Annotated in this window: 26 protein-coding genes; 10 read left to right on the top strand and 16 right to left on the bottom strand. The window is 66.2% G+C overall.

From position 1 onward, the window contains the following. Nucleotides 1–109: 109 nt before the first annotated feature. The 3 genes from G370_RS0103295 to G370_RS0103285 all read right to left on the bottom strand — a co-directional run bounded on the left by G370_RS0103295 (nucleotide 110) and on the right by G370_RS0103285 (nucleotide 2,398). Nucleotides 110–556 carry a GNAT family N-acetyltransferase gene (locus G370_RS0103295; protein ID WP_019659329.1) on the bottom strand — a complete coding sequence of 149 codons (447 nt, stop codon included), beginning with the start codon at nucleotides 554–556 and terminating at the stop codon, nucleotides 110–112. A gap of 185 nt (nucleotides 557–741) precedes the next feature. Further along, the gene (locus G370_RS01000000120710) at nucleotides 742–1,326 is read right to left on the bottom strand and encodes a hypothetical protein (protein WP_019659328.1); all 585 of its coding nucleotides are present in this window, start codon (nucleotides 1,324–1,326) and stop codon (nucleotides 742–744) included. Between the two features lie 166 nt (nucleotides 1,327–1,492). After that, nucleotides 1,493–2,398, bottom strand: coding sequence for a LysR family transcriptional regulator ArgP (locus G370_RS0103285; protein WP_019659327.1), 906 nt, complete (start codon nucleotides 2,396–2,398; stop codon nucleotides 1,493–1,495). A gap of 138 nt (nucleotides 2,399–2,536) precedes the next feature. Between G370_RS0103285 and G370_RS0103280 the strand changes: the two genes are divergently transcribed. Together G370_RS0103280 and G370_RS0103275 are read left to right on the top strand one after the other, a co-directional pair. Then, a complete protein-coding gene (locus G370_RS0103280) occupies nucleotides 2,537–3,172 on the top strand; it encodes a LysE/ArgO family amino acid transporter (protein WP_019659326.1) in 636 nt (211 codons plus the stop codon). Nucleotides 3,173–3,339: 167 nt separating this feature from the next. Next, on the top strand, nucleotides 3,340–5,322 hold the full coding sequence (locus tag G370_RS0103275) for an alpha/beta hydrolase family protein (protein ID WP_019659325.1): 1,983 nt from the start codon (nucleotides 3,340–3,342) through the stop codon (nucleotides 5,320–5,322). 57 nt (nucleotides 5,323–5,379) lie between these two features. On the opposite strand, the gene G370_RS0103270 is transcribed toward G370_RS0103275, so the two are convergent. Next, nucleotides 5,380–7,134, bottom strand: coding sequence for a peptide MFS transporter (locus G370_RS0103270; RefSeq protein ID WP_019659324.1), 1,755 nt, complete (start codon nucleotides 7,132–7,134; stop codon nucleotides 5,380–5,382). Nucleotides 7,135–7,213: 79 nt separating this feature from the next. Then, nucleotides 7,214–8,362 (bottom strand): acetyltransferase domain-containing protein, encoded by a 1,149-nt coding sequence (locus G370_RS0103265; protein ID WP_019659323.1) that lies wholly within the window; start codon nucleotides 8,360–8,362, stop codon nucleotides 7,214–7,216. 200 nt (nucleotides 8,363–8,562) lie between these two features. On the opposite strand from G370_RS0103265, the gene G370_RS0103260 reads away from it, so the two are divergent. The 3 genes from G370_RS0103260 (at nucleotide 8,563) to G370_RS0103250 (ending at nucleotide 14,195) form a co-directional block, all read left to right on the top strand. Further along, nucleotides 8,563–10,527 carry an OPT family oligopeptide transporter gene (locus G370_RS0103260; RefSeq protein WP_019659322.1) on the top strand — a complete coding sequence of 655 codons (1,965 nt, stop codon included), beginning with the start codon at nucleotides 8,563–8,565 and terminating at the stop codon, nucleotides 10,525–10,527. 207 nt (nucleotides 10,528–10,734) lie between these two features. Next, nucleotides 10,735–12,813 carry an alpha/beta hydrolase family protein gene (locus G370_RS0103255; protein ID WP_019659321.1) on the top strand — a complete coding sequence of 693 codons (2,079 nt, stop codon included), beginning with the start codon at nucleotides 10,735–10,737 and terminating at the stop codon, nucleotides 12,811–12,813. 137 nt (nucleotides 12,814–12,950) lie between these two features. Further along, nucleotides 12,951–14,195: a DUF819 family protein gene (locus tag G370_RS0103250; protein ID WP_019659320.1), complete on the top strand. Its 1,245-nt coding sequence runs from the start codon at nucleotides 12,951–12,953 to the stop codon at nucleotides 14,193–14,195. 86 nt (nucleotides 14,196–14,281) lie between these two features. Here the strand turns inward: G370_RS0103250 and G370_RS0103245 are convergent, their stop codons facing one another. Genes G370_RS0103245 through G370_RS0103225 form a run of 5 tightly spaced genes read right to left on the bottom strand, consistent with a single transcriptional unit; the run spans nucleotide 14,282 to nucleotide 17,305 of the window. Next, a complete protein-coding gene (locus tag G370_RS0103245; RefSeq protein WP_019659319.1) occupies nucleotides 14,282–14,761 on the bottom strand; it encodes a hypothetical protein in 480 nt (159 codons plus the stop codon). 46 nt (nucleotides 14,762–14,807) lie between these two features. Further along, nucleotides 14,808–15,068 carry a cell division topological specificity factor MinE gene (gene minE, locus G370_RS0103240; protein WP_005408532.1) on the bottom strand — a complete coding sequence of 87 codons (261 nt, stop codon included), beginning with the start codon at nucleotides 15,066–15,068 and terminating at the stop codon, nucleotides 14,808–14,810. Between the two features lie 2 nt (nucleotides 15,069–15,070). Further along, the gene (minD, locus tag G370_RS0103235) at nucleotides 15,071–15,880 is read right to left on the bottom strand and encodes a septum site-determining protein MinD (RefSeq protein WP_019659318.1); all 810 of its coding nucleotides are present in this window, start codon (nucleotides 15,878–15,880) and stop codon (nucleotides 15,071–15,073) included. 37 nt (nucleotides 15,881–15,917) lie between these two features. Then, nucleotides 15,918–16,763, bottom strand: a complete 846-nt coding sequence (gene minC / locus G370_RS0103230) for a septum site-determining protein MinC (protein WP_019659317.1) — start codon at nucleotides 16,761–16,763, stop codon at nucleotides 15,918–15,920. Then, a complete protein-coding gene (locus G370_RS0103225; RefSeq protein WP_019659316.1) occupies nucleotides 16,709–17,305 on the bottom strand; it encodes a GNAT family N-acetyltransferase in 597 nt (198 codons plus the stop codon). Before G370_RS0103225 ends, minC begins: the two co-directional genes overlap by 55 nt. Nucleotides 17,306–17,456: 151 nt before the next feature. Between G370_RS0103225 and G370_RS0103220 the strand changes: the two genes are divergently transcribed. The 4 genes from G370_RS0103220 to G370_RS0103205 all read left to right on the top strand — a co-directional run bounded on the left by G370_RS0103220 (nucleotide 17,457) and on the right by G370_RS0103205 (nucleotide 21,083). Continuing rightward, on the top strand, nucleotides 17,457–18,659 hold the full coding sequence (locus G370_RS0103220; protein WP_019659315.1) for a sensor histidine kinase: 1,203 nt from the start codon (nucleotides 17,457–17,459) through the stop codon (nucleotides 18,657–18,659). Further along, nucleotides 18,659–19,300, top strand: coding sequence for a response regulator (locus G370_RS0103215; RefSeq protein WP_005408537.1), 642 nt, complete (start codon nucleotides 18,659–18,661; stop codon nucleotides 19,298–19,300). Before G370_RS0103220 ends, G370_RS0103215 begins: the two co-directional genes overlap by 1 nt. Nucleotides 19,301–19,534: 234 nt before the next feature. Next, a complete protein-coding gene (locus G370_RS0103210) occupies nucleotides 19,535–20,608 on the top strand; it encodes a polyketide cyclase (protein ID WP_019659314.1) in 1,074 nt (357 codons plus the stop codon). 103 nt (nucleotides 20,609–20,711) lie between these two features. Further along, entirely contained in the window at nucleotides 20,712–21,083 is a 372-nt protein-coding gene (locus G370_RS0103205) for a DUF423 domain-containing protein (RefSeq protein WP_019659313.1), read from the top strand. A 382-nt stretch (nucleotides 21,084–21,465) separates the two neighbouring features. Here the strand turns inward: G370_RS0103205 and G370_RS0103200 are convergent, their stop codons facing one another. The 5 genes from G370_RS0103200 to G370_RS0103180 are packed head-to-tail and all read right to left on the bottom strand — an operon-like array spanning nucleotide 21,466 to nucleotide 24,164. Beyond that, a complete protein-coding gene (locus G370_RS0103200) occupies nucleotides 21,466–22,275 on the bottom strand; it encodes a M15 family metallopeptidase (protein ID WP_019659312.1) in 810 nt (269 codons plus the stop codon). Nucleotides 22,276–22,284: 9 nt separating this feature from the next. After that, on the bottom strand, nucleotides 22,285–22,878 hold the full coding sequence (locus tag G370_RS0103195) for a PH domain-containing protein (protein WP_019659311.1): 594 nt from the start codon (nucleotides 22,876–22,878) through the stop codon (nucleotides 22,285–22,287). A 3-nt stretch (nucleotides 22,879–22,881) separates the two neighbouring features. Next, nucleotides 22,882–23,061 carry a DUF4177 domain-containing protein gene (locus G370_RS0103190; protein WP_019659310.1) on the bottom strand — a complete coding sequence of 60 codons (180 nt, stop codon included), beginning with the start codon at nucleotides 23,059–23,061 and terminating at the stop codon, nucleotides 22,882–22,884. Beyond that, nucleotides 23,058–23,237, bottom strand: a complete 180-nt coding sequence (locus G370_RS0103185; RefSeq protein WP_019659309.1) for a type II toxin-antitoxin system antitoxin — start codon at nucleotides 23,235–23,237, stop codon at nucleotides 23,058–23,060. The genes G370_RS0103190 and G370_RS0103185 overlap by 4 nt, the downstream gene beginning before the upstream one ends. Before the next feature lie 45 nt (nucleotides 23,238–23,282). Beyond that, nucleotides 23,283–24,164, bottom strand: coding sequence for an SPFH domain-containing protein (locus tag G370_RS0103180; protein ID WP_019659308.1), 882 nt, complete (start codon nucleotides 24,162–24,164; stop codon nucleotides 23,283–23,285). A 137-nt stretch (nucleotides 24,165–24,301) separates the two neighbouring features. Here G370_RS0103180 and purT point away from each other — a divergent pair, with 137 nt between their 5' ends. Beyond that, nucleotides 24,302–25,489, top strand: a complete 1,188-nt coding sequence (gene purT / locus G370_RS0103175; RefSeq protein WP_019659307.1) for a formate-dependent phosphoribosylglycinamide formyltransferase — start codon at nucleotides 24,302–24,304, stop codon at nucleotides 25,487–25,489. 97 nt (nucleotides 25,490–25,586) lie between these two features. Here purT and G370_RS0103170 read toward each other — a convergent pair whose 3' ends face one another. Beyond that, nucleotides 25,587–26,801, bottom strand: coding sequence for an endonuclease/exonuclease/phosphatase family protein (locus G370_RS0103170; protein ID WP_026346946.1), 1,215 nt, complete (start codon nucleotides 26,799–26,801; stop codon nucleotides 25,587–25,589). Nucleotides 26,802–26,810: the final 9 nt, after the last annotated feature.

The raw sequence follows: 26,810 nt of genomic DNA, 5'->3' as shown, positions 1-26,810 counted from the left end.
CATCCATCCGCGATTCTAACCGGATCCGGTCCTTTTTTGATGCAACGCAGCATCCGACGTTTCGCGGCGCTGTCACATGGACGGCAGGCGACGCCCGGCGACGGTGGGATCAGACCAGCTCAAGGATCTCGTCGCCGGCCTCATCGACCCCGCCGGTCGGGCGCCAGCCCAGGCGGCGGTAGAAGCCATGCGAGCGCGAACGCGGGTCGGCGGAGCAGGCCAGGAACAGCCGCTGGTGGCCGGCATCGCGGGTCAGGCTGACCACGTCCTGCAGCAGCTGGCGGCCAATGCCGCGGCCCTCGTAGTCCGGCAGCAGGGCCAGCACCAGCACCTCGCCGCTGTCACGGTCGGCGAAGCAGTAGCCGGCCATGCGCTCGCCGTCCCAGGCGATGCGGCCGATCGAATCGCCCTGGGCGATGCCGGCCGCCCAGCTGTCCACCGTGATGCCCCGTTCCGCAAGCTGGGCCGCGCTGAAGGCGTTCTCGCGGGTGCGCCCGCGCAGGTCGATGCAGGCGGCGGCATCTTCGGGGCGGGCGTCGCGGACGAATACAGGCATGCAGGGCATCCTTGCGGTGATCGGCCGCTCAGTATCTGCATGGCGCATGGAATCGATGTGTAGGGTTGATGGAGATTGGATGGAGGCCCCGCAGCAGCAGGGGATAGGGGGGATCGGTGCCGCTGATGCCGATGTCGCCCGGCGGCGTGGCAGTGAAAGGCTTTCAGCAGGTGCTTGCACCCCGGTCAGTCACTGCCGACGGTGAAGTACTCCACGGCGAAGTAGCCGATCTGGTAAGCCAGCGTTGCCAGCACCAGGCGCAGCTGTGTGCGTTGGCTGCGCAGCCGCCAGCCGAGCACCGCCACCGCCAGCATCAGCGCGGCATGCAACGGGTATGCGGTTCCCAGCAGTTTCCAGCGGCTGCTGCCCTTGATGGCGGTATCGACCAGGTCGAGCAGGGTCAGTGCGGCAATTACGCTGAAGATCCAGCGCCGGCGCTGCATGAGATAGTTCCCGTAGTTGCCGTATTCACGCAGGTCGTCGGGAAACAGCAGCGCGCACAGCAGGAACCAGGTCGCGCAGTACACGATCACGAACAGGTAGGTTTCAAACGTCCAGCGGTGCACCTCGATGAGGCGGAACTCCCACCACCAGAAGGTCACCAGCGATATCAGCGTCCACGCCACCCAGCCCAGGTGCAGGGCCGAGCAGCCGCGGCGCTGCGGATGCTCGATGATCTGCGCCAGGCCCTTGAGCACGGTGGTGATCGACAGGCCGAGGATGATGCCCATCACCACCCGGATGTGCAGGAACAGCGGATCGGTCTGCATCGCGGCGCTCCGTGTCGGGTGCTGCGATGCTGGCACAACCGGGCGCCCCGGAACGGACCCCGGTCACGCACAGAAGAGCGGAGAAAAAAGGGACGGAGGGGATCAAGTCGTCTTTGCCCGATATGTCGTTTGGGTCTTGAACGACTTAATCCCCTCCGTCCTCTTTTCAGCGCTTGCGCCGGATCAGCGCGGAGGAGGCATCCAGCACCGCGCGGGTCAGCAGGGCCATGGTCTGCACGTCGCCCTTCCAATGCTGCCAGTACAGCGGCACGTCTTCCCACGCGCGCTGGCGCACGTAGACCAGGCGGCCGGCGTCCAGGTGCCGCTTGACCAGTGGCAGCGGGTTCATGGTCCAGCCCAGTCCGCCGAGGTTGGCCTGCACGAAGGCGCGCGTGGACGGGATCCACCAGGTCGGTGCGGTGCTGGGCAGGTCGTCGCCGGCCATGCGCCGGGCGAAGCGCGACTGCATGTCGTCCTTGCGGTTGAATACCAGCACCGGTGCCTGTGCCAGCGCCTGCGCGGTCACGCCCTTGGCGAAGTGGCGTTCGCGAAATTCGGGGGTGCACGTCGCTGCGTAGCGGATGCTGCCCAGCGCATGGATCTGGCAGCCCTGCACCGGCTCGTCCAGCGTGGTCACTGCGCCCAGCACCGTGCCCTGGCGCAGCAGCTCCACGGTGTGGTCCTGGTCTTCCACACGCAGGTCCAGGGTGGTGCCGGTGGTCTGCGCGAACTGGTAGGCGGCCTGCGGAAACCAGGTTTCCAGGCTGTCGTGGTTCACCGCCACCGGGATGCTGGCCTGGGGCAGATCCTCATCGGCCAGGCCCATCCGGTGCAGCGCATCGTGTTCGAGCAGGGCGGTCTGCTCGGCCAGCTGAACGAGCAGCTGCCCCTCGGCGGTGGCGGTGGCAGGCGTGCCGCGCTTGACCAGCAGGCGGCCGATCCGGTCCTCCAGTGCCTTGACCCGCTGCGAGATGGCCGAGGGCGTGACATTCAGCGACTGTGCGGCGCGGTCGAAGCTGCCTTCGCGGATCACCGCGGCCAAGGCGCGCAGCTGGGCATGATCGATACGCATCGAATTAAGCTCCGCTAATGTTGGTTTAGGAAGTTTAGCTCGTCTTTTTCATGTTGCGGCGCGACAATGGCGCCCGTTCCGGTGCTGTCCGCCTTCGCGAGGCACCGTCCCCCCAAGCAAGTTAAGGCAGTGAATCCCATGTTCTCGGTCATCTCCGCCAGCACCGGCCTCGGTGCCTGGTTCTCTGGTGCAGCTACCGGCATCGGCCTGTTCGCCGTGGTCGGCGCCCAGAGCGCCTTCATTCTGCGCCAGGGCATCCTGCGCAAGCACATCGTGCCGGTGGTTGCCACCTGTGCGGCCATCGATGCGATCTTCATTTTCGCCAGCGTTGCCGGCCTGCGCACGCTCACCTCGGCGCTGCCGTGGCTGACCAGCGCCGTGCTGTGGACCGGCGTGGCATTCCTGGCCTGGTACGCGATGAAGTCGGCACGCCGTGCGATCGCCGGTGGCGGCGGCATGGGCGAGGCTGACAGCGATGACGGCAGCCGCCGCGCGGTGCTGATGGCCGCAGTCGGCTTTTCGCTGATCAACCCGCACTTCTGGCTGGACATGATGGTGATCGGCTCGATCGCCGAGAACTTCGGCAACGCCCGCATGGCCTTCGCCGCCGGCGTGGTGACCGCCAGCTGCCTTTGGCTGACCGCGCAGGGACTGGGCGCACGCCTGCTGGCGCCGCTGTTCACCAAGCCCAGCACCTGGCGTGTGCTTGACGGCACCATCGCCGTGATCCTCAGCATCCTGGCCCTAACGTTGGCGGTGCGCGGGGTCCACTGACCCGGCGCATGCCCCCCGAACCCACGTCCTGACTCTCTCTCCAAGGTAGTGGTAACGACGGCACCGGCAACGGTGCCTTCGTTTTTTCTGCCGATGTGGCGCGGCAAACGGTCACGTGCCTAGAATCGTGCATCCGGACAGGGTGTCCGGTTTTCCATGGGGGAAGGATGCGCAGGATTGTGCTTGCTGTACTGCTGGGAGCGGTTGTGGGCGGAGCATCGGCGGCGACGCTGGACCTGGATCGCTATCTGCGGCAGGAGTCGTTTACCGACATCAAGATTTCACCGGGGGGCGAGTACATCGCCGCGACGGTTCCGCTGGAGGCCGGGACCGCATTGGCGATCTACCGCATTGCCGACATGAAGATGGTGGGCAGCTTCCGCCCGCCCCGCAACGATCACGCCCACACCTTCGACTGGGTCAGCAACGAGCGGCTTCTGGTCGGCATGGCACAGAAGTTCGGGGTGCTGGAGCGGCCGACGCCGACTGGCGAATTGTTCGGCATCAATGCCAATGGCAAGGGCGGCGAGCTGCTGGTGGGTTACCGGGTCGCCGACCAGAGCCTGGGTACCAACATCAAGGTCAAGCCGGCGGGCCTGGTGGCCGCGTACCTCAGTGATGAACTCAAGGACGACGACCGCAACGCACTGGTGACGGTAATCCCGCTGGTCGGCAGTTCGCATGCACAGGTCGAGCGCATGGACGTGATCACCGGTCGCCGCAATGCGGTGGCACGGGCTCCCATCCCCGATGCGGACTTCACGATCGATGAGCAGGGTGAGGTGCGTTTCGCGCGCGCTGTCGTTACCGATGGCACGCAGAAGCTCTACTACCGCACAGGCAGCAACAGCGACTGGATCCTGCTCAACGATGAATCCCTGAGCAAGCGCATCGAGCTGCCCCTCGGCTTCTCGGCCGACGGTCGCCTGGCGTACCTGCAGGTCGAGCAGGCAGACGGACCCGATGTCATTGTCAGCTGGGACCCCCAGAGCAATGAACGACGCACCGTGCTGCGCGATGAGAGCGCCGACCCGGCGCGCATCATCCGGCGCCCCGGCAGCCGCGTGCCGGTCGGGGCACTGTTCCTTGGCAGTGCGCCGCGAACGGCATTCTTCGATGATGCCTCGGACGAAGCCCGCCTTTACCGCAGCCTCGAAGCGGGCCTGGGCGGAGCGGTCTACATCACCTCCAGCACGCGCGATGGCAGGACGGTGCTGGTGGAAACCTGGTCAGGCAGCAACCCAGGCGATTTCTATCTCTATGACACGGTGGCCAAGAGTGCTCGGCACCTGATCAGCCGCAGCGACTGGATCGACCCTGCGCTGGCCGCGCAGGTGCGTCCGATCAGCCTGAAGGCGCGTGACGGGCGTCCGCTGCATGGTTTCCTTACCGTCCCGCATGGCCACGAGGCCCGTGCGCTGCCGATGGTAGTGGTGCCACACGGAGGCCCGATCGGCGTTGCCGACGATGGCACCTACGACACCGAGGCACAGATGCTGGCGGCGGCAGGCTATGCGGTGTTGCAGGTGAATTTCCGCGGATCTTCCGGCTATGGCCGGGCCCACATGCAGGCTGCGCGCAAGCAATGGGGGCTGTCGATGCAGGATGACGTCACCGATGCCACGCGGTGGGCGATCGACCAGGGCGTAGCCGACAAGAACCGCATCTGCATCTATGGGGCCAGTTACGGTGCCTATGCGGCAATGATGGGGGCGGTGCGCGAACCAGGCCTCTATCAGTGCGCGGCCGGCTACGTCGGCATCTACGATCTGCCGTTGATGTACGCCCGCGGAGATATCCAGAGTGATGAGTCAGGCCTGGCCTACCTGCGCAACTGGCTGGGATCGCCCAAGGATCTGGCAGAGCGTTCCCCGGTGAATCTGGCTGCGCAGGTACGGGTGCCGGTATTCCTGGCCGCAGGTGGCCAGGACCAGCGTGCGCCGATCGTGCACAGCGAACGCATGGAAGCGGCATTGAAGAAGGCGGGTTCGCCGGTGGAAACCCTGTACGTCAGGAACGAAGGGCATGGCTTCTATTCGCCTGCCAACCAACGCACGTACTACAGCAGGTTGCTGGCCTTCCTCTCGCGCAGCCTGGGGGGACAGGTGGCCGCGCAGGCCGCGCCTGCGGAAAAGAGCAGCGCGCCCTGAGCACGCCGGGAGCGGCGGATGATCGATCCGCCGCCCCGGATTTCGCCTGCACCGGGCTTACTTGACCCCGTGCATCATCTTCTTCAGCAGCGGCGCGGCAATGAAGGCGGCCAGCGCACAGCCCAAGCCGATCCACATCAGCAGCCAGAACAGGTGCGCATAGGCGCCGGCGGCGGCCACCATGTCCAGCGATTCGCCTTCCGGCACCTCGATCGCGGCCAGCTTGCCGAACAGCGCGGCCAGCGTCTCCGAGAAGGCGGTGGCGAGGAACCAGGTGCCCATCATCAGGCTCATCACCCGCGGCACGGCCAACTGGGTGACCGCCGACAGGCCGACCGGCGACAGGCACATCTCGCCACTGGCCAGCAGGAAGTAGGCCAGCACCAGCCACCACACACTGGCCATCTCGCCGGTAGCGCCGACCTGCTGTGCGGCCAGTGCCAGCGGCACGAACGACAGCGCGCCGATCACCAGACCCCAGGCCGATTTGACCGGCTTGCCCGGTTCCCAGCCGCGGCGGTCCATCCACGTCCACAGTGCGGCGAAGGCCGGTGCCAGCAGCACCAGGAACAGGCCACCCAGGTAGGTCAGCGAGCCTGCGGTCTGCGGGATCACCAGGCAGTCGCGCACCAGCAGCACCAGCATCAGCACGACGATGGCGGCGAAGAACGTGCGCGGCGCAGCCGAGCCCGGGCGCCGTTCCGACAGGCGCGCGCTGACCACGAAGCCGAGCGGTGCCAGCAGCAGCGAGAGAATCGACCACGGCAGCGGCGTGCCGCCGGTGATCACCAGCGAGGGCACGATGTCCTTGGTCAGCAGGCGGTCGGTGAAGGTCACCCACGAGCCGTAGGACTGCTCGTACATCGTGAAGAACACCAGCGCCATGAAGATCAGCACCATCAGCGCGATCATCTGCTGACGCTGCACCGGCGTGCATTTCGTGCCGGTGAACCAGGCGAACCAGACCAGCACGCCGCCCAGCACCACCAGCATCAGCATCAGCGCCAGGCTGATTTCACCGCCCAGCGCGAACGCGCCATTGCCGGCGGCCCACATCAGCCAGGCGACCGGCAGCACACCGAGCACCGCGCACAGGTAGATCAGCCATTCGCGCGGCAGGCCCAGCACCTTCTGTTTCAGCGCTGCCGGCTGCGGCGGTTCGGCGTGGCCCTGCAGGTATTTCTGGCCCCACAGGAACATTGCCAGGCCGGCCAGCATGCCGACGCCGGCCGCACCGAATCCATACTTCCAGCCGTAGGCCTCACCAAGGAAGCCGCACACCAGCGATGAGAACAGCGCACCGAGGTTGATGCCGGCGTAGAACAGCGAGAAGCCCGAATCGCGGCGCGGATCGTCCTTGGCGTACAGCTTGCCGACGATGGTGGAGATGTTCGGCTTGAGGAAGCCGACGCCCATGATGATCAGCGCCAGCGACAGGTAGGTCACCGCCAGTGCCGAGGTGTCGCGCACCACTTCGCCGTTCACCCGGTAGGCTGCATGGCCCTCGAAGGCCATGCCGAGGTGGCCGAGCACCAGCAGGATGCCGCCGAACAGCACCGCCCGGCGCATGCCCAGCCAGCGGTCGGCCAGCATGCCGCCGAACACCGGGATGCAGTACACCAGGCCGCCGTAGGCGCCGAGCAGGTCCAGGCCGGCCTTGTCGCCGAACAGGTGGTATTTGGTCAGGTACAGCAGCAGCAGCGCCTTCATGCCGTAGAAGGAGAAGCGCTCCCACATTTCAGTGAAGAAGCAGACGTAGACGCCCTTGGGGTGGCCCAGGAAATCGTCGGAAGCGATAGCGGTGGAATTCATCGCGGAATTATAGGCCTGTGGCCCGATCCGCTTTCAGTGGATCCACGCCATGCGTGGATTGCCGGACTGGTCTGGGCGATCACAGGTATCGCAACCACGGCAGATCGCGCCTTCGCGCTTTGAACCGCGCGAAGGCCCGCGTCGGTGGGTACAGCACCACCGCCAGCGCACAGGCCACCAGCAGCAGGCCGGTCACCGAATCCAGTGCGTACAGGTCACCGTGCGTCGGTCCCCAGATCGCCTGCGCGGCCAGGTACAGCCCCTTCAGCACATACAGGTGCAGCAGGTAGAAGAACATCGGCGCGGCGCCGATATCGGCCAGCGGGCGCAGCGCAAGCGCCAGGGGCGGCCATTCGTACAGGCGCAGCAACAGCAGGCCCACGCCCAGGGTCAGCAGCAGGAACTGCAATGACGGCGGGTACTTGGTGATGTTGAGGATGCTCAGCCAGGTGCGCAGCGTGGTGGTCTGGTACTGCCACGATGCATCCCCGTACTGGTTGGCGAACCGCAGCAGTGCGAACAGGGCCAGCGCGCCGATGCCTGCCCACAGCAGCCAGCGCTGGCGCTGCTCTGGCGCGCGCTCGCGACCGAACCACGGCCCCATCAGGTAGCCCAGTGCGATCACCCCGATCCACGGCAGCACCGGATAGGAGGTGCGCAGTCGCAGCACGCCGGCCTCGATCCAGTCGCGCTGATGCAGCACTTTCCACAGCACCGGCAGCAGGCCATTGCCCTGCAGCCGTACGTTGTCGAACACGTTGTGCCCGGCCACCACCGCGACCGCGGCCACCAGCAGGACGGGACGGGGCAGCCACAACAGGCCGGCCAGCGCGATCATGCTCAGGCCGATGGCCCAGATCACCTGCAGGTACAGCGTGTCCGGCGGCAGCTGGAAGGTCCAGGCGAAGTTCACCAGGGTCATTTCCAGCACGACCAGGAACAGGCCGCGCTTGAGCAGGAAGGCGGACGTGGCCCGGCGCGGATCCGCCTGGCGCTGGCCGTACAGCCAGGCCGAAAGACCGGTCAACAGGACGAACACGGGCGCGCACAGGTGCGCCAGCAGACGGCAGGTGAACAGCGCAGGGGAGACCGTCGCCGCGTCCATCGGGTCGCTCACCTGGTGCTGCAGGAAGAAGGTCTCGCGCACGTGGTCGAGCAACATCAACAGCATCACGGTGCCGCGCAGCTGGTCGATGGAGGCCAGGCGAGGGGAGGGGGAAGGGGGCATGCGATGCAGTAACAACAAGGTAGCATTAAGATATAACATATCATTTGCTGTGTGCCCAACCGGACTTTGCCGGGTCGGTCGATTGCCGGTCCACGTACTGGCCCATTGCGCTGCAGCACACGCCCCCATCCTTTGGCACGCTGGACTTGATCTGTCCTGAACGCTAGCGTGGCAGGGATTTTTTGCCAGCAGGGGCTTCCATGAACCACGACGCTGCGCCCAAGCAGCTCACCTTCCGCGCAGTGGCCCTGGCCATCGTGCTGGCGGTGGTGCTGTCGGCCGCAAACGCCTACCTCGGCCTGTTCGCAGGCCTGACCATCGCCACCGCCATTCCCGCCGCGGTGATTTCCATGGGCGTGCTGCGCCTGCTGGGCGGTGGCTCCATCCTTGAAAACAACATCGTGCAGACCGGCGCTTCGGCCGGTTCGTCGATCGCCGCCGGCGTGATCTTCACCATCCCCGCGCTGGTGATCATGGGCTACTGGCCGGACTTCAAGTACTGGTGGGTGCTGGGCATCGCCGGCCTCGGCGGCCTGCTGGGCGTGCTGTTCTCGGTGCCGCTGCGCCGTTCGATGATCGTCGAAGACCCGCTGCCGTTCCCGGAAGGCAAGGCGGCGGCCGAAGTGCTCAAGGCCGGCGAGAACCCGGGCCCGGGCCTGAAGATCCTCGGCCTGTCGGCGGTGATCGGCGCCTTCGTCAAGCTGGCCGCGGAAAGCGGCATGCGCCTGATTCCTGATGCCTGGGCCACCTCGGCCTATGTCGGCAGCTCCAAGGTCACCGCCTTCATCGGTACCAACCTGTCACCGGCGTTGCTGGGCGTGGGCTACATCGTCGGCCTCAACGTCGGCATCGTGGTGGTGTCCGGTTCGATCCTGACCTGGCACATCGCCATCCCGATCTACCAGGCGTTCTTCATGAACACCGATTTGGCGCTGGCCGCGTCGGTTGCCGCGGCTTCGTCCACCGAGGCGGCGTTCGCCATCTGGGGCGCGAAGATGCGCTACCTGGGTGTCGGCGCGATGCTGATCGGTGGCATCTGGACCCTGATCTCGCTGCGCAAGTCGCTGCTCAACGGCGTCAAGAGCGGCTTTGCCGCCGCCCGCAAGAGCGGTGGCCCGGTGCTGGCGCATACCGAGCGCGACCTGCCGATGAAGTGGATGCTGGTTGCCCTGGTGGCGTTCGTGCTGCCGCTGCTGGCCCTGTACCAGGCCATCGTCGGCCAGTGGCACGTGTCGATCCCGATGACCCTCATCATGATCGTCGCCGGCTTCCTGTTCGTGTCGGTCTCGGCCTACCTGGCCGGCCTGATCGGTTCGTCCAACAACCCGGTCTCGGGCATCACCATCTCCACCATCCTGTTCGCCTCGGCCGTGCTGGTCGTGCTGCTGGGCGCTGACGGCCTCAAGCCGGTCGGTGCCGGCGGGGCGCCGCTGGGCGCGGTGGCCGCGATCATGATCGGTGCGGTGGTGTGCTGTGCCGCTGCGGTCGGTGGTGACAACCTGCAGGACCTCAAGGCCGGTTACATCGTCGGTGCCACCCCGTGGAAGCAGCAGCTGATGCTGGGCATCGGTGCGTTCTCGTGCGCGCTGATCATGGCCCCGGTACTGAACCTGCTGGCCACTGCCTACGGCATCGGCGTGAAGTCCGAGCTGCACCCGAACGCGCTGGCTGCGCCGCAGGCCAACCTGATGGCCTCGGTGGCCAAGGGCCTGTTCGGAGGTGAACTGCCGTGGACCTTCATCGGCATCGGTGCTGTGGTCGGCGCTGCCATCATCGCCTTCGACAGCTGGCTGAAGTCCCGCAACGCGCGCTTCCGCGTGCCGGTGCTGGCCGCCGCCATCGGCATCTACCTGCCGCTGGAACTGATGGTGCCGATCTTCCTCGGCGGCCTGATCGCCCATCTGGTCGAGCGCTTCCACAGGGTGCGCGCCGATGACGAAGAAGGCCGCGACCGCGTGCACAAGCCGGGCGTGCTGTTTGCCGCCGGCCTGATCACCGGTGAGGCACTGATGGGCATCGCCATCGCGATTCCGATCGTGGTCAGCAGCCGCGCCGATGTGCTGGCCGTGCCGTTCCACCTGCCGGGCGCACAGTGGATCGGCCTGGCCGTGCTGTTCCTGGTCGGCTGGCTGATCTACCGCACCGGCAAGTACGCCAAGGCGTAAGGGACGGGTAGTGCCGGCCGCTGGCCGGCAATCCCGGAATCCCGTGATACCCCTGGTTGCCGGCCAGCGGCCGGCAGTACCGCAAACCCCGCTTCGGCGGGGTTTGCTGTTTATGGCGATTGCCCGCCTGCAGCCATGACCGATGGCCTTGGCAGCCCCGGCCATGCGGGCCTACCATCGGTTTTTTGCCGTCCTGCGGAGACCCCGATGAAACTGCGTCATGCCCTGCTGCCACTGAGCCTGCTGGCCGCCCTGCCCAGTGTTGCCGCTGCCCGTGGCCTGGAAGTCCGCGACATGGTGGCGATGGACCGCGTTTCCGCGCCGGTGCTGACCGCAGACGGTGGCACCGTGGTGTTCGCCAAGCGCAGCGTGGACGCCAACCTGAAGGCGTCCACCGCGCTGTTCGCGCGCAACCTGCGCACCCGCGACGCAGCGCCGCCGAAGCAGATCACCCCGGCCGGCTGGAACGTCAATTCCGCCTCGCTGTCGGCCGATGGCCAGACGGTGTATTTCCTGAGCGCCAAAAACGGCAGCCAGCAGCTGTACGCGCAGCCTATCAACGGCGGTACTCCGCGCCAGCTGACCGACTTCCCGGTCGACGTGGACAGCTACCACGTGTCGCCGCAGGACGACCGCGTGTTGTTCAGCGCCGGCGTGTTCCAGGCCTGCGCCTCGGACCTGGCCTGCACCGAGAAGAAGCTGAAGGAAAAGAAGGACGCCAAGGCCAGCGGCCAGGTATGGGATTCGCTGTTCGTGCGCCACTGGGACACCTGGAACGACGGCCGCCGCAACACCCTGTTCGTCGCTCCGCTGCCTGCGGCCAAGGCCGGTGCAGTCAAGGGCGCCTCGGCACTGAGCGCGACCATCGATGGTGATGCGCCGTCCAAGCCGTTCGGCGGCAATGATGACTTCGCGTGGTCGCCGGATGGCGCCAGCGTAGTGGCCAGCATCCGTGTGGCCGGCAAGCAGGAACCGTGGTCGACCAACTTCGATCTGTACCGCTTCGACGCCGCGGGCAAGCAGGCGCCGGTCAACCTGACCGCCTCCAACCCGGCCTGGGATGCCGGCCCGGTGTTCAGCGCCGACGGCAAGACGCTGTTCTATCGTGCGATGAAGCGCCCGGGCTTCGAGGCCGACCGCTTCGGCCTGATGGCGATGGACCTGGCCAGCGGCAAGACCCGCGAGATCGCGCCGCAGTGGGACCGTTCGGCGGGCGGCATCACCCTGTCCGCCGACGGCGCCAGCATCTACACCACCGCCGACGACCTCGGCGAGCATCCGCTGTTCCAGATCGACGTGGCCAGCGGCAAGGCCACCAAGCTGGTTGGCGACGGCAGCGTGACCTCGGTCGATGTGGCCGGCAACAGCGTGGCGATCACCCGCAACAGCCTGAAGAGCAACGACCAGGTGCTGGTCGGACTGCTGCCGGCCGCAGGCCAGCCGATCGGCGAACTGCGCGCGCTGACCCCGGCTGCTGGCGACGTACTCAAGGACGTGTCCTTCGGCGACTACGAACAGTTCGAGTTCAAGGGCTGGAACAACGACACCGTGCATGGCTACGTGGTCAAGCCGCACAACTATCAGGAAGGCAAGTCCTACCCGGTGGCGTTCCTGATCCATGGCGGCCCGCAGGGCAGCTTCGGCAATGGCTGGAGCTACCGCTGGAATCCGCAGACCTATGCGGGCCAGGGCTACGCGGTGGTGATGATCGACTTCCACGGCTCCACCGGCTACGGCCAGGCGTTCACCGATGCGATCAGCCAGCACTGGGGCGACCGCCCGCTGGAAGACCTGCAGAAGGGCTGGGATGCGGCGCTGAAGAAGTATTCCTTCCTCAACGGTGACAAGGCTTGTGCGCTGGGCGCCAGCTACGGCGGCTTCATGGTCAACTGGATCGCCGGCAACTGGAACAGCCCGTTCAAGTGCCTGGTCAACCACGACGGCGTGTTCGACCAGCGCATGATGGGCTACGCCACCGAAGAACTGTGGTTCACCGAGTGGGAGCAGGGCGGCACGCCGTACCAGAAGGCCGCGAACTACGAGAAGTTCAACCCGGTCAACCACGTGGCGGACTGGAAGAAGCCGATCCTGGTCATCCACGGCCAGCAGGACTTCCGCATCCCGGTCGAGCAGGGCCTGGCCGCGTTCACCGCCGCCCAGCGCCAGGGCATCGAATCGAAGTTCCTGTACTTCCCGGATGAAAACCACTGGGTGCTCAAGCCGAACAACAGCATCCTGTGGCACGACACCGTCAATGCCTGGCTGAAGCAGCACATCGGCAACTGATGGTGAAACAGAAGCGCCGCCCCGGAGGGCGGCGCCGCAACCCATCTGCTTTACCGGTGGGTGCCGACCGTTGGTCGGCACACCTTATCTGCCGCCAACAGCAGCCGGCCAGCGGCCGGCTCTACAAGAGCGCCTGCATGCCTTCGACTGCCCTGATCCAGAACGACATCGTCGTCTTCGGTTTGATCGCCGCCACGCTCGGCGCCGTTTTCTGGACCGCCTCGCGTGAGCAGGGCCTGTGGAAACGCTTCTACACCTTCGTGCCGGCGCTGCTGCTGTGCTACCTGATTCCCGGCATCTACAACACCGTCGGCCTGATCGACGGGCAGAACACCCGGCTCTACAACCCGATCGCACGCGACATCCTGCTGCCGGCGGCGCTGATCCTGCTGACCCTGGCGGTGGACATCAAGGGCATCCTGCGGCTGGGCCCGAAGCTGGTGCTGATGTACCTGGGGGCATCGGCCAGCATCATGCTCGGGGCGGTCGTGGCCTTCCTGCTGATGCGCGCCGTGCATCCGGAAACCGTGGCCGGTGACACCTGGGCCGGCATGGCTGCGTTGGCCGGCAGCTGGATCGGTGGTGGCGCCAACATGCTGGCGATGCGCGAAGTGTTCGACGTCAACGCGACCACATTCGGCCAGTTCGCCGTGGTCGACGTGGGTGTCGGCTATGTGTGGATGGCGGCGCTGATCTTCCTCGCCGGTCGTGCGGCGAAGATCGATGCACGCAGTGGCGCCGATACCTCGGCCATCGATGAACTGAAGGAGCGCATCGCGCGCTTCCAGGCCGAGCATGAGCGCATTCCCAGCCTCACCGATCTGATGCTGATCGTGGCCGTGGCCTTCGGTGGCGTCGGACTGGCACACGCGATCGGTGCGCCCTTGGCGGCGTGGTTCAAGGCAAATGTCAGCTGGGCCGCGCAGTTCAGCCTGGACGCACCGTTCGTGTGGGTGGTGGTGCTGTCGACCACGCTGGGCCTGAGCCTGAGTTTCACCCGCGCACGCAACCTGGAAGGCGCGGGTGCCTCGCGTCTGGGTTCGTTGCTGCTGTACTTCCTAATCGCCTGCATCGGCATGCAGATGGATCTGCTGGCGTTGCTGGACCGCCCGTGGCTGTTCCTGCTCGGCCTGATCTGGATCGCCGTGCACATCGTGCTGCTGTGGTGCCTGGGCAAGCTGCTGAAGGTGCCGTTCTTCTATTTCGCCATCGGTTCGCAGTCGAACATCGGTGGCCCGGCCTCGGCGCCGGTGGTGGCCGCCGCGTTCCATCCGGCGCTGGCGCCGGTGGGCGTGCTGCTGGGCACGATGGGCTATGCCACCGGCACCTACCTGGCCTACATCGTCGGTATTACCCTGCGCGCGCTGGCCGGGCAGGGCTGATGGGGTGGTGCCGGCCGCTGGCCGGCAACCTCATGAACCCGTGAAGCATCACCTGGTTGCCGGCCAGCGGCCGGCACTACCGAGCGTTACGCCACCGGCAACCCGCGTTCGATCAACCACGCCTTCGCGTCTTCGGCGTCCTGTTCGAACCATGCCTGTGTAGACCCCAGCCGATACGTGTACCCCCAGGCGTCCATGTCGGCCATCAACCGCGCGCTGCCAACACCCGGCAGCTGCCCGGCCAGCACGATCTGCAGGTAGCAGGTGGCATCTTCCTCGGCCACCGAGTCGGTGGCGTCGGTATGCACCTGCGCACGCCGCTCCGGCGGCAGCACGATCAGGTGGCAGGCTTCGTGCAGCATCGAATGCACGGGCGTGTCGTCGCGCACGTACACGTTGCTGGCGATGATGCCGGCCTCTGGCTCGCCCCAGTAACTGCCGGGAATCGGTTCGCCGGGCGCAACGTGGTGCAGCCGCAGGCCATGCGCGGCGAGCAGGCGCTGCGCGTCGGCGAAGGCGATGTCGCCCACGCAGGTGATGCCCACGGTGGTTGTCGTATCGGTCATGCAGGTCACGCAGCCCCGCCCATGCAGGCACGGGCGGGGCGGGGGATCAGGGTTTGTCCGGGCCTTCAGGCAGCGCCACGGAGATGTCCAGCACGTCGTGCTGGCCATCCTTCACCAGGTCGACCTTCACCGCATCGACGTCGATGTTCACGTACTTCTTGATCACTTCCAGCAACTCGCGCTGCAGCAGGGGCAGGTAGTCCGGGCCACCGCGGTGGCTGCGTTCCTGCGCGATGATGATCTGCAGGCGGTTCTTTGCGGTTTCGGCGGTGGTCTTCTTCGCTTTGAGGAAATCGAACAGGCCCATGCTTACCCTCCGAACAGCTTGCTGAAGAAGCCCTTCTTCTCCACGGTGGTGAAGCGCATCGGCCGCTCCTCGCCAAGGATGCGCGCAACGGCGTCCTCATAGGCCTGGCCGGCTGCGGATTCGACATCCAGGATGACCGGCTCGCCCTTGTTGGAGGCATTGAGCACGTCACCCGACTCGGGGATCACGCCGATCGCCTTCAGCCCCAGCACTTCCTCGACGTCGGCAATGCTGAGCATCTCGCCGGTTTCCACGCGCAGCGGGGTATAGCGGGTCAGCAGCAGGAACGCGGGCACGTTCTGCCCGGATTCGGCCTTGTGGGTCTTCGAATCCAGCAGCCCGATGATGCGGTCGGAGTCGCGCACGGAGGACACTTCCGGGTTCACCACCACCACGGCGCGGTCGGCGAAGTACATCGCCAGGAAGGCACCCTTTTCGATACCCGCCGGCGAGTCGCAGATGATGTAGTCGAAGCCGTCGGCGGCCAGGTCCTTCAGAACCTTGCCCACGCCTTCCTGGGTCAGTGCGTCCTTGTCGCGGGTCTGCGAGGCGGCCAGCACGTACAGGTTGTCGAAGCGCTTGTCCTTGATCAGGGCCTGTTTGAGGGTGGCTTCGCCGTGCACGACGTTGACGAAGTCGTACACCACGCGGCGTTCGCAGCCCATGATCAGGTCGAGGTTGCGCAGGCCGACGTCGAAGTCGATCACCGCCACCTTCTTGCCGCGCCTCGCCAGGCCACAGGCCAGGCTCGCGCTGGAAGTGGTCTTGCCCACGCCGCCCTTGCCGGAGGTGACTACGATGATTTCAGCCAAAGGACTTCTCCTGGTTCTGCATTAGTTTGGAGCTGCGTCAGTCCAGCGCAGCGATCTTGACCTGGTCCTGTTCCAGCCATACCTGCACGGCCTTGCCGCGCAGGTTGTCCGGGACATCGTCCAGTACCTTGTAGTGGCCTGCAATGGCCACCAGTTCCGCATGGAAATCACGGCAGAAGATGCGTGCCGCGGTGTTGCCCTGCGCCCCTGCCAGCGCGCGGCCGCGCAGGGTGCCGTAGATATGGATGCTGCCGTCGGCGATGACTTCGGCGCCGGCGCCGACGGTAGCCATCACGGTGAGGTCGCAGTTTTCAGCGTACAGCTGCTGGCCCGAGCGTACGTTGCCCAGCTGCATGCGGCCCGGCTGCGGTGCCGCAGCGCCGGCAACCCTGGCTGTCGGCGCGGCCGGCGCCGGCTTCGGTTCGGCGCGCGCTGCGCGGCGCGGTTCCGGAGCGGGCGGGGGCGGGGGCGGCTCGGCCTCGGCTCGCTCGTACTGGGCGCGGAACTTGGCCAGCAGCGGCAGTCCGAGCTGCTGCGAGAGCAGGTCGACCGCGCTGGTGCCATAGGCCAGCGCCACCGGCAGCACGCCGGCGCTGCGCAGGCCATCGACCAGCGCTTGCGCCGTGGCCACGTCCGGTACCTGGCTCAGGCCGCCGAAGTCGAGGATCACCGCGGCGCGGCCGAACAGCTTCGGCGCCCGGGTAACGCGTTCGCGCATTTCCTGCACGAGGCGTTCGACGTCAAGCGTACGGATGCGCAGGTTGGCGATGCCCACCTGGCCGATCTTCAGTTCACCGGCCTGTTCGTAATCGAAATTCACCGCCACGCTCAGGTCCCCGTCGGCCGCTGTGCCTGCGCCGGCAGCTGCCGGGCACGTGTCCATGCCACATCCGGCAGCTTGCCGCCGTAGGTCTCCTTCACCCACGGGTAGCTGCACAGTTCCTTGGCCAGCATGCTGGCGCGCACATCGACCTGCGGCATGGTGTTCTGGCCCAGCTCGCGGAAGCCGAAGCTGCCGTGGAAGAGCAGGGCGGCATCGGCGCCATGGTCGAGGAAGACCTCGCAGGTCATCTGCGGGTAGCGCAGCTCGGCGAAGCTCTGCGCATCGGCATAGAACGCGCGACCGACGCCACCACCACGGCGGCGGCTGGCAACCACGATGCGGTCGATATAGAAGAACGGGGCGTCCAGCTGCTGCTTGAACCAGGCAAAGTTGCTGCTGTCGTGCTGGCTGTCGCTGCCGAAGCCGATCAGGAAGCCGGCAAGGTTGCCGTCGCGCTCGGCGACGCGGAAATACTCAGCGGTTTCATAGAACAGGCGCAGGCGGGCCGCATCCAGGGGAAGGATGGCCAGGCCAGCGTTGTTGTTCAAAGCCAGGACGGAATCGAGCTCGTGCTCGCGCACGTCGCGGATGACAATCGACATTGTGACTCCGTGGGGTAACGCGGTTGGTCCGTCAGGGGACCCTGCGCACGATTATTGCATGCCCGGGGTGGGCTGCGGCATGAACAGGGGGGCGCGGATGCATGACTTCCGTGGGAGTGCGCGACGCAGGCCGGGCCCGTAGAGTGCTGGCATGTTGGGAGTCCTCAGCCATACCCGCGTTCTCCGTCTGGCCGGCCTGTTCACCTGGGTCATGGTCGGCCTTCCATTGGCGTATTCGCAGTTCGAGAACCTGCACAGCCGCAGCGATATGGGCGGCTGGGCGATCCTGCTGTTTGTCGCCTACCTGTCCTTCGGCGCGGCGTACTATTGGCTGACCCGCCTGCTGCGCAGCGACAGCGGCAGCCACACCAGCTGGCTGGACCGCGGCCTGCTGCTGCTGCTGACGGTCTCGGCGCTGGGCGTCAGTTTCCTCAGCGGCTCGGGCCTTGGCAGCATCCTGATGATGGTGGCTGCCGGCGTCATTCCGTGGATGCTTTCGGTACGCCTGTGCGTGCTGTGGCTGCTGGTCAGCCAGCTGGCGGTGGCGCCGGTCTATTACCTGCTGCTGCGCTTCCCGCTGTTCGAAGCGGTGATGCAGTCGTTGCTGTATGGCGGCTTTTCCATGTTCATCTTCGTGACCAGCCTTGTTGCGAGACAGCAGACCGAGGCCCGCGACGAACAGCGCAGGCTCAATTCAGAGCTGCGCGCCACCCGTGCCCTCCTGGCCGAGAGCGCCCGCGTCAACGAGCGCACCCGTATTTCGCGGGAGCTGCATGACCTTCTGGGGCATCAGCTGACCGCGCTGACCCTGAACCTGGAGGTGGCAGGCCACCTGGCCGAAGGCCAGGCGCTGGACCACGTGAAGCGCTCGCATGCCCTGGCCAAGCTGCTGCTGGGCAACGTGCGCGAGGTGGTCAGCCAGCTGCGCGAGACCGGTGCCATCGATCTGGCCGCGGCGCTGCGCCCGCTGACCGAGAACGTGCCCTCGCTGGACATCCAGCTGGACATCGAGGATCCACTGAACGTGGAGGACCCGCAGCGGGCCCACGTGCTGCTGCGGTGTACCCAGGAGATCATCACCAATGCGGTGCGCCATGCCGGTGCCCGCCACCTGTGGATCAAGGTGTACCGTGAAGCCCCCGACCAGGTGGTGGTGGAGGCCCGCGACGACGGCGTCGGCGCGGATACGGTCAATGTGGGCAATGGCTTGCGCGGCATGCGCGAGCGACTGCAACAATGTGGTGGCCAGCTGCAGGTCGAGACCCGGCCCGGTGAAGGCTTCCGGCTGCGGGCGACGGTACCGGCAACGGTGCTGGTGGCCGCCCTTACCAAGGTTCCTGAAGGAGTGCGTTGATGATTCGCGTCTGCCTGGTCGACGACCAAACCCTGGTGCGGCAGGGAATCCGCTCCCTGCTGGCGCTCGACGACGGCATCGAGGTGGTGGCCGAGGCCGGCGACGGCCGCCAGGCGGTGGAGCTGATACCGCAGGTGCGTCCCGACGTGGTGCTGATGGACATGCGCATGCCGGTGATGTCCGGGCTGGAGGCGCTGCAGGTGCTGTCGCGCCAGGAGCAGCTGCCGCCGACCATCATCCTCACCACCTTCGACGACGACCAGCTGGTGCTGGCCGGGCTCAAGGCCGGTGCCAAGGGCTACCTGCTCAAGGACGTGACCCTGGCGCAGCTGGTCGGTGCCATCCGCACCGTGGCCGAAGGCGGTTCGCTGGTGCAGCCGGCCGTGACCCAGCGCCTGCTGTCCGGCCTGGAGCACATGCGCAACGAGTTCGTCAGCCTGGACCGGCCGGACCCGTTGACCGACCGCGAGACCGAGATCCTGCGCCTGATGGCCAGTGGCTTCTCCAACAAGGAGATCGCCAATTCGCTGGGTGTGGCCGAAGGCACCATCAAGAACCACGTGTCCAACATCCTGTCCAAGCTGGGCGTGCGCGACCGTACGCGTGCCGTACTGAAGGCGTTCGAGCTTCAGCTGGTCTGAGGAAAACCTTTTCAGGACAATGACTTGAGGCCCAGGCATGGCCCTCGGGTGGGGTTGCCCCCTACTTCACGGGTATCGGTATGCGGTACGCTTCGAATTCTTTGTCCATACAAATACGCAGCCGGCAGGGAAACCGGTGCGCCAATCCCGATAAACAATGCCCGCGAAGCCTGCTAGGATTGGCGCTTCGCTTCAATCAACCCGGCCGTGGGATCGGCCCCGGAGACTCTCTGAATGACCCGTATTATCGAGTTCCTGATCGCCTTGGGGATCGTGGCTGGCCTGTTCGTCATCATTGGCGTATGTCTGCCGGGCGAGCGTCACATCACCGAAAGCATCGAGACCAACCGCAAGATGACGATCGTGTACGACACGGTCAGCAGCCTGCGCCGCTTCAAGGACTGGAACCCGCTGGTACTGCGCGATCCCGCCGTTGAACTGAAGCTGGCCGGCCCGGCCTCCGGCGTCGGTGCCACTCTCGACTTCACCTCCAAGGACCTGGGCACCGGTTCCTGGAAGATCACCGAAGCCGAAGAGAACAAGCGTGTTGCGATCGCCATCGATGACGCCACCAAGGGTCACGACAAGATCACCACCTTCACGCTGGAGCCGACCGGCAAGGGTGGCCGCAACGTCAAGATCACCCAGGACTACTCGGTGAAGTACGGCTTTGACCTGTTCGGCCGTTATGCAGGCCTGTATGTCAGCCGCCAGATCGGCGACGACATCAAGATGGGTCTGTCGCGCATGGCCAACATGCTGGCCACCGTCCCGAACGTGGACTACCGCACCCCGGAAGCCCCGCTGACCGATCTGGGCATCGTCGACGTGCCGGCTGAAGACCTGCTGGTCGTCAACGCCGGTAACGTGGACCGTGGTCAGGACACGATCACCAAGTCCATCAAGGACAACCAGGAGTGGATCAAGCGCGTGATGGAGGCCAATGGCCTTGAAGCCGCCGGTCCGTTCCGCATCATCACCACCGACTTCGGTCAGGAAAAGTACGCCTTCGACATCGCCCAGCCGGTGAAGAAGAAGGGTGCTGAAGGTGCCACCGCTGAAGAGCTGACCGTCAAGATCGACGGTGGCGCCCCGGTCAAGTACGTGCATGTGGCTCCGCACCGTTCGGCGCATGCCGCCTACACCGGCCACATGGCGGGTCTGGACGTGGCCCGCAACGGTCTGCGTGCCTGGGCCGTGACTTCCGGCAACGAAGTGATCGACCGTCCGTACGAAACCTGGAAGGACGGCATCGACAAGTCGTTCACCCCGGAAGGTACCTACGACATCTACTGGGCCGTCAAGTAAGCTTCGGCTGACCCATGTAGTGTTGGACACGAAAACGCGCCGCTCATTGCGGCGCGTTTTTTTTCATCTGGCGCCCGGCAAGGGCGCTGCGCAAGGAGCCCACATGTTCAATCTCGAACGTCGCGCACGTAAGCCTTCGCTGCTGGCCTGCCTGGGTGCGCTGCTGGCCGCCGCCTCGATCGGCCTGTCCGCCTATGCATCGCATGGCGTGGCTGATCCGCTGGCGCAGCAGCATCTGAACATGGCGGCGCTGTATGCGTTCGCGCACGGTGCGGTGCTGGTGGCGCTGGGGCCGCGCGCGCAGGGAGCGATCGCGCACCTTGCGCTGTACGTGCTGCTGCTGGGTGTGCTGTTGTTTTCCGGCAGCCTGGTGGGTGGTGCGCTGTGGCAGTGGCCGACACGGATGGCACCGATCGGTGGCACCAGCATGATGGCCGGATGGGTGTTGCTGGCGATCAATGCGTTGAGGCGGTAACTGAGTCGACGTTGTCGCTTCGATCCATGCAGATGCGATCTGCACCGTTCATGGGCGTTACTTTTCTTTTCGCGCGAAAAGAAAAGTAACCAAAAGAAACGCGCCGCCGGCCACGAGCCGGTGCTGCGCACCGGTCCCTGCGCTCCTCTGCCCGTCGAGGGGCGGTGCGGAGAGCAGCCGAGCATGGCTCGGCTCTACAGAATCGCAAGCACCTCTTCGCCCTCGCCGGACCTGCGGTGCTCGGCTCGCTTGAAGGCGGACCCAACAGCCGCGCGCTGATCCGTTGTAGAGGCTTCGAGCGAAGCGACCGGCTTTTGTCTTTGCTGTCTTGTTCCATCCCGCGGCCATGCGCTGACCGCTCCAGGCTTTCGCCACGAGGGGCTCAGCCGTTGGCCGGTCTCCAGCACCAGTGCCAGGGTTCGTAGACGATGCCGTGCGGGTTGTCGCGTGGGTAACTCAGATGGAAGCCATGCCCGCCGGCATGCACCTGCAGCCAGGCGAACGCTTCGGTGGCTTCGAACGATTCTTCGGCCGGCGCATCGCCAGGTGTGCCGATGTCCAGCGCGTAGCCGCTGTGGTGTTCGCTGAAACCCGGGGCGGCATTGACCTTCAGGATCTCTGCCACGCTCAAGCCGCGCGCCAGCTTCCGCTCGAAGATGCCCAACTGGTAGGCATGGCTGCGGAAGCCGGAGATGGCGTCCAGCGCAATTCCATCCTGTGCCGCGTGCAGTCGCATCCGCCGCCAGCCCTGCGCGGCGGCACGGTGCAGCCACAACGGGCGGGCGAAGCGGTCGCGGCCGGCGAAGTGCAGCAGGCAGGGTTCGGGTTCGAGCGGCAGCCCGCTGTCGCCGGCATAGCGCTGTGCATCCAGGCCAAGCTGCTGCAGGCGCTGCTGCAGGTCTGCCAGTGGCAACCACTGATCCTCCAGCACGGCGCCGAACGGACGCGCCGCTGCTGCATCCAGCAGCGCCAATGCGTCCTCCACCCCTGGCTCGCGTGCCAGGCGCGGCACCATGGCGTGAACCCCGCGCGCCAGTACCGCCGCGAGGTAGCGGCCATCGCGCTTGCGCCGCAGCACCCAGTGTGCCTGCGACAGCAGGCGTGCATCCAGGTTGCTGCGTGCACGCAGCAGGTGCGCGGGCCACAGCTCGATGGCCTCGGTGTTGATCAGCAGGGGGGCGCGTCGTTGCATCTCAGCAGCTTACTGCCGTGGCGCCGACGCGGCCACTTTGTGCAGCGCATCGAGCAGCGCCTGCGGCCGGTCCACGCTGAGCAGCAGCGTGCTGCCGTCACTGACCGGCAGGGCGAGGACACGCGCACGATCGGTGACCAGAGCGAAGCCCTTGCCGCCCCCGTGCAGGCGGAAGTGGCCGGAATAGAAGCCTGGCACTGAATAGCCATTGGTTTTGACACGGATGCCATAGCGGCGGTCACGCTGCAGGTCGACCACCTCGGCCTGGTCCAGCCGCAGCTGCGCCACCGGGACGCGGCGGCGGTACATCGTCGAGCGCACATCCAGCACGTTGTCGTCCAGTTCCACCCGGCGACGGAAGAATGCTGCGCCCAACCCGATGCCGAGTACCGCGATCACCAGCAGACTCCAGGCGGCACTGCCACCCATCCGGAACCAGGGCGGCGACAGCGCTACTTCGATCCAAGGGGCACTGGCCGGCGCCTTGTACAGCTGTGCGTACACGCACGCCACGAAGGCAGCCAGCAGCGGAAGCACGATCCAGAGCACGCGCAACGGCGAGCTCTCGGCCACTTCAAACGTCTTCGGGTCGCTGCCGCCCATGCGTCAGGCCTCCTTCTTGAACACCAGCATCGCCGGGCGCATCGGCGCCGGGATGATGATGTTGACCAGTTCCCAGCCCAGTTGGCCCTGGCGGCTGAGTTCGGCCTGGATGTCCTCGGCCTTGAGCAGGCCCATCATGGACGTCTTGACCTCGATGGTCTGGTAGCTCCAACGCTTGCTCATTCCTTGTCCTCCGACGATGGCGCGGGTTTCGGCAGGCGTCCCGCCTTGCGCAGGGCGTCGCGCAGCACGTATTCGATCTGCGCGTTGAGGCTGCGCAGTTCGTCATCAGCCCAGCGCTGCGCAGCAGCCAGGACGTCGGCATTGATGCGCAGCGGGTAGGCTTTCTTCTCACTCATGGGGGCTCCTGGCGGGGCGGTGGGGCACCCCGTTGCGAGTGTGGCTCAATACAGCGAGCCGGCATTGACGATCGGCTGGGTGCCGCGGTCCGAGCACAGCACGGTGAGCAGGTTGCTGACCATGTGCGCCTTGCGTTCCTCGTCCAGCTCAACCACGCCGTTCTTCTGCAGTTCGGCCAGGGCCATCTCGACCATGCCGACCGCACCGGCCACGATGCGCGTGCGTGCGGCGATCACCGCGTTGGCCTGCTGGCGCTGCAGCATGGCCTGGGCAATTTCAGCGGCGTAGGCCAGGTGGCTGATGCGCGCGTCGATCACCTGCACACCCGCATCGGCCAGGCGCTCGGCCAGCTCGTTCTTCAGGTGCTGGGAGATCTCGCTGGCGTGGCTTCGCAGGGCCAGCTGGCCGTCCTCGTGCTGGTCGTAGGGATAGCTGGTGGCCATCGCACGCAGCGCGGATTCGGACTGGATGTGCACGAAGCTCTCGTAGTCGTCCACGTTGTAGACCGCTTCGGAGGCGTCGACCACCTGCCAGACGATTACTGCGGCGATCTCGATCGGGCTGCCGTCCAGCTCGTTGACCTTCAGCTTGCCGCTCTCGAAGTTGCGCACGCGCTGGCTGACCCGGCGCTTGGCGTAGAAAGGGTTGTTCCAGCGCAGGCCGTTGTCCTTGACGGTACCGACGTACTTGCCGAACAGGCTCAGCACGGCCGCCTGGTTGGGCTGGATGGTGTACAGGCCGGCCAGGATGAAGACCGCGGCAGCGACCACCAGCACGCCGGCCAGCATCAGCAGCAGGTTGGGCGAGCCGGTGCTGGCCTTGGCCGCCACCCCCAGCACGAACAGCGCGCCGCCGGCCAGCGCGGCCAGCAGGGATCCGGCCAGGGTGCCGAGGCCGTTGAGGGAGGCAAGCGACTTCTCTTTCATGGCGGTACGTCCTTGAGGATTCGAAGTGAAGATATCAAAGTGATATCACTTTTCGACTACCGTTCGTCGGATGCCATGGCCCGGGTGCCCGGCCAGCTAGAATGCCCACCCGCCTTCACATCGCTGCTGGAACCGCCATGGCCAAGCTTGGAACTCCGTTGTCTCCCTCCGCCACCCGCGTGCTGCTGCTGGGCTCGGGCGAACTCGGCAAGGAGGTGGCCATCGAGCTGCAGCGGCTGGGTGTGGAGGTGATCGCCGCTGACCGTTACGCCGACGCCCCGGCGATGCAGGTCGCGCACCGCTCGCATGTGATCGACATGCTGGACGCGATGGCCCTGCGCGCGCTGATCGCCCAGGAGCAGCCGCACCTGGTAGTGCCGGAGATCGAGGCCATCCACACCGAAACCCTGGTCCAGCTGGAACAGGAGCAGGGCCTGCGGGTGATCCCGACCGCGCGTGCTGCACGCCTGACCATGGACCGCGAGGGCATCCGCCGCCTGGCCGCCGAAACCCTGGGCCTGCCGACCTCGCCGTACCGCTTCGTCGATACCGAGGCCGAGTACCGTGCTGCGGTGGCCGCCATCGGCCTGCCGTGCGTGGTCAAGCCGGTGATGTCGTCCTCGGGCAAGGGCCAGAGCACCCTGCGCAGCGAGGCGGACATCGCCCCGGCGTGGGACTACGCGCAGACCGGTGGCCGCGCCGGTGCGGGCCGCTGCATCGTCGAAGGTTTCATCGATTTCGATTACGAGATCACCCTGCTGACCGTGCGCCATGCCGGTGGCACCTCGTTCTGTGCGCCGATCGGCCATCTGCAGAAGGATGGCGACTACCGCGAAAGCTGGCAGCCGCAACCGATGTCGAGCGCGGCACTGGCGCGTGCCGAAGAGATCTCGCGCGCGATCACCGACGACCTCGGTGGCTGGGGCCTGTTCGGCGTGGAGCTGTTCGTGAAGGGCGACGAAGTGTGGTTCAGCGAAGTGTCGCCGCGCCCGCACGACACCGGCCTGGTGACGCTGGTATCGCAGGAGCTGAGCGAGTTCGCGCTGCACGCGCGCGCCATCCTCGGCCTGCCGATTCCGGTGATCCGCCAGAGCGGCCCGTCGGCCTCGTGCGCGCTGCTGGCGCACGGCGAGGGCGTGCCGTACTTCAACAACGTCGCCGCCGCCCTGCACGTGCCGGACACCACCGTGCGCCTGTTCGGCAAGCCGAGCGTGCACGGCCATCGCCGCGTGGGCGTGACCCTGGCGCGCGCGGAAACCATTGACGAAGCACGCGCCATCGCGCGTGATGCCGCCGACGCCATCGGCGTCGAACTGCGCCCGTAAGAAAGGAGCGACGACCAACGGTCGTCGCCTACCGAAACCCGGTGGGTACCGACCGTTGGTCGGTACAGATTTCCGTGCAGTCGACTAACAGTCGACTCTACCGCACATCCACCCACACCAGGTGGTGGTCGCTGCCGTCGGCGATCTTCGCCTCCGGGCTTTCATTGGCCGGCCAGAAGATGCCGCTGCCGATGTACTCGAAACCGGTCGAGGGCAGTACGTAGTCCAGGCGCATGGTGCCGGACTTCGGGCCGAAGTCGCCGGTGGCGTGGAACGGTGCGCCCTTGCGCTCGATGCCCTTGGCCGCATAGGCCAGGCTGGTCTGCTCACCGCCGACGCTGCGCGGGGTGGGGTAGCGCAGCACGCGGGCGTTTTCGATCAGCTCGACGATCGCCTCATGGCGGCCATCGCCGTCGACCGGGTCGTTGTTGAGGTCGCCCAGGATCACGAAGCGTGCGTCCTGCGCCAGGCCACCGCACTGGCCCTTGTCGTCACACAGCCACGGCTTGTCACCCTTGGAAAGGTACTCCTGCCACAGGCGCAGCTCGTCGTGGTTGCGCGCCGCGTTGCGCTTCTCCGGGCCGTCGAACACCGGCGGGGTCGGGTGCGAGACCAGCGCATGCACCACGCCGGCCGGGGTCTTCACCGGCACGTCCCAATGCGACTTCGACGACAGGCGCAGCTGCGACCACACATGGTCGTTGTAGAAGCTCTTGCCGGTGCGCGGATCGACCGGACGGATCGCGCCGGGCATCGCGCTCCACTTCAGCAGCTGGAAGCTGCGCACCTTGGCTTCGTCGATCGGGTAGCGCGACAGCACCAGCATGCCGTACTGGCCGGGGTGCAGGCCGTAGCCCCACGCGTCATTGCCACGGCTGCGGCCTTCGCCGCCGACCACGCCGTTGTTGTCCAGGTCCAGGCCGCTGGGCACGCCGGTGTTGACCGGGGCCAGATAGCGGTAGGCGAAGTGCAGCGGCTTGCCGCCGCCGGGCTGGGCGACTTCCAGGTAGCGCTTCTGGAACAGGTCGGCGGCGCGATGGGCGTCGTCGAAATCGAATTCGTTCAGCAGCACCAGATCCGGGCGCACCTGCTGCAGTACCGCGGCGATCTTGCGTGCGTGCTCGCTGTCGCCTTCCAGTTCCTTGATCAGGCCACCGGCGTCGTCGGAGTACAGCGAGGTGTTGTAGGTAGCCAGGCGCAGCGCAGTGGACGGCTTTTCGGTCATCGCGGGGGACGTGGCGAAGGCAGGGGCGGTGGCGCCGCAGAGCAGGGCCAGGGCGAGGATCAGGGGATGGCGGCGGGTCATGTTCATGGGCCGTAT

The sequence above is a fragment of the Stenotrophomonas hibiscicola ATCC 19867 genome (assembly GCF_000382065.1).
Classification (GTDB): domain Bacteria; phylum Pseudomonadota; class Gammaproteobacteria; order Xanthomonadales; family Xanthomonadaceae; genus Stenotrophomonas; species Stenotrophomonas hibiscicola.
The sequence above is the reverse complement of the archived record's forward strand: the minus strand, read 5'-3'. Positions and strand labels throughout refer to the sequence as shown.

Coding starts and splice junctions, on each gene's coding strand:
- G370_RS0103245 (WP_019659319.1), bottom strand. CDS start 14,761: ATGACCGATACGACAACCACCGTGGGCATCACCTGCGTGGGCGACATC.
- G370_RS0103280 (WP_019659326.1), top strand. CDS start 2,537: ATGTTCTCGGTCATCTCCGCCAGCACCGGCCTCGGTGCCTGGTTCTCT.
- G370_RS0103195 (WP_019659311.1), bottom strand. CDS start 22,878: ATGGGCGGCAGCGACCCGAAGACGTTTGAAGTGGCCGAGAGCTCGCCG.
- G370_RS0103285 (WP_019659327.1), bottom strand. CDS start 2,398: ATGCGTATCGATCATGCCCAGCTGCGCGCCTTGGCCGCGGTGATCCGC.
- G370_RS0103250 (WP_019659320.1), top strand. CDS start 12,951: ATGCCTTCGACTGCCCTGATCCAGAACGACATCGTCGTCTTCGGTTTG.
- G370_RS0103170 (WP_026346946.1), bottom strand. CDS start 26,801: ATGAACATGACCCGCCGCCATCCCCTGATCCTCGCCCTGGCCCTGCTC.
- G370_RS0103215 (WP_005408537.1), top strand. CDS start 18,659: ATGATTCGCGTCTGCCTGGTCGACGACCAAACCCTGGTGCGGCAGGGA.
- G370_RS0103220 (WP_019659315.1), top strand. CDS start 17,457: ATGTTGGGAGTCCTCAGCCATACCCGCGTTCTCCGTCTGGCCGGCCTG.
- G370_RS0103205 (WP_019659313.1), top strand. CDS start 20,712: ATGTTCAATCTCGAACGTCGCGCACGTAAGCCTTCGCTGCTGGCCTGC.
- G370_RS0103295 (WP_019659329.1), bottom strand. CDS start 556: ATGCCTGTATTCGTCCGCGACGCCCGCCCCGAAGATGCCGCCGCCTGC.
- G370_RS0103190 (WP_019659310.1), bottom strand. CDS start 23,061: ATGAGCAAGCGTTGGAGCTACCAGACCATCGAGGTCAAGACGTCCATG.
- G370_RS0103225 (WP_019659316.1), bottom strand. CDS start 17,305: ATGTCGATTGTCATCCGCGACGTGCGCGAGCACGAGCTCGATTCCGTC.
- minE (WP_005408532.1), bottom strand. CDS start 15,068: ATGGGCCTGTTCGATTTCCTCAAAGCGAAGAAGACCACCGCCGAAACC.
- G370_RS0103260 (WP_019659322.1), top strand. CDS start 8,563: ATGAACCACGACGCTGCGCCCAAGCAGCTCACCTTCCGCGCAGTGGCC.
- G370_RS0103255 (WP_019659321.1), top strand. CDS start 10,735: ATGAAACTGCGTCATGCCCTGCTGCCACTGAGCCTGCTGGCCGCCCTG.
- G370_RS01000000120710 (WP_019659328.1), bottom strand. CDS start 1,326: ATGCAGACCGATCCGCTGTTCCTGCACATCCGGGTGGTGATGGGCATC.
- minC (WP_019659317.1), bottom strand. CDS start 16,763: ATGGACACGTGCCCGGCAGCTGCCGGCGCAGGCACAGCGGCCGACGGG.
- G370_RS0103275 (WP_019659325.1), top strand. CDS start 3,340: ATGCGCAGGATTGTGCTTGCTGTACTGCTGGGAGCGGTTGTGGGCGGA.
- G370_RS0103210 (WP_019659314.1), top strand. CDS start 19,535: ATGACCCGTATTATCGAGTTCCTGATCGCCTTGGGGATCGTGGCTGGC.
- G370_RS0103200 (WP_019659312.1), bottom strand. CDS start 22,275: ATGCAACGACGCGCCCCCCTGCTGATCAACACCGAGGCCATCGAGCTG.
- G370_RS0103185 (WP_019659309.1), bottom strand. CDS start 23,237: ATGAGTGAGAAGAAAGCCTACCCGCTGCGCATCAATGCCGACGTCCTG.
- G370_RS0103265 (WP_019659323.1), bottom strand. CDS start 8,362: ATGCCCCCTTCCCCCTCCCCTCGCCTGGCCTCCATCGACCAGCTGCGC.
- G370_RS0103270 (WP_019659324.1), bottom strand. CDS start 7,134: ATGAATTCCACCGCTATCGCTTCCGACGATTTCCTGGGCCACCCCAAG.
- G370_RS0103180 (WP_019659308.1), bottom strand. CDS start 24,164: ATGAAAGAGAAGTCGCTTGCCTCCCTCAACGGCCTCGGCACCCTGGCC.
- purT (WP_019659307.1), top strand. CDS start 24,302: ATGGCCAAGCTTGGAACTCCGTTGTCTCCCTCCGCCACCCGCGTGCTG.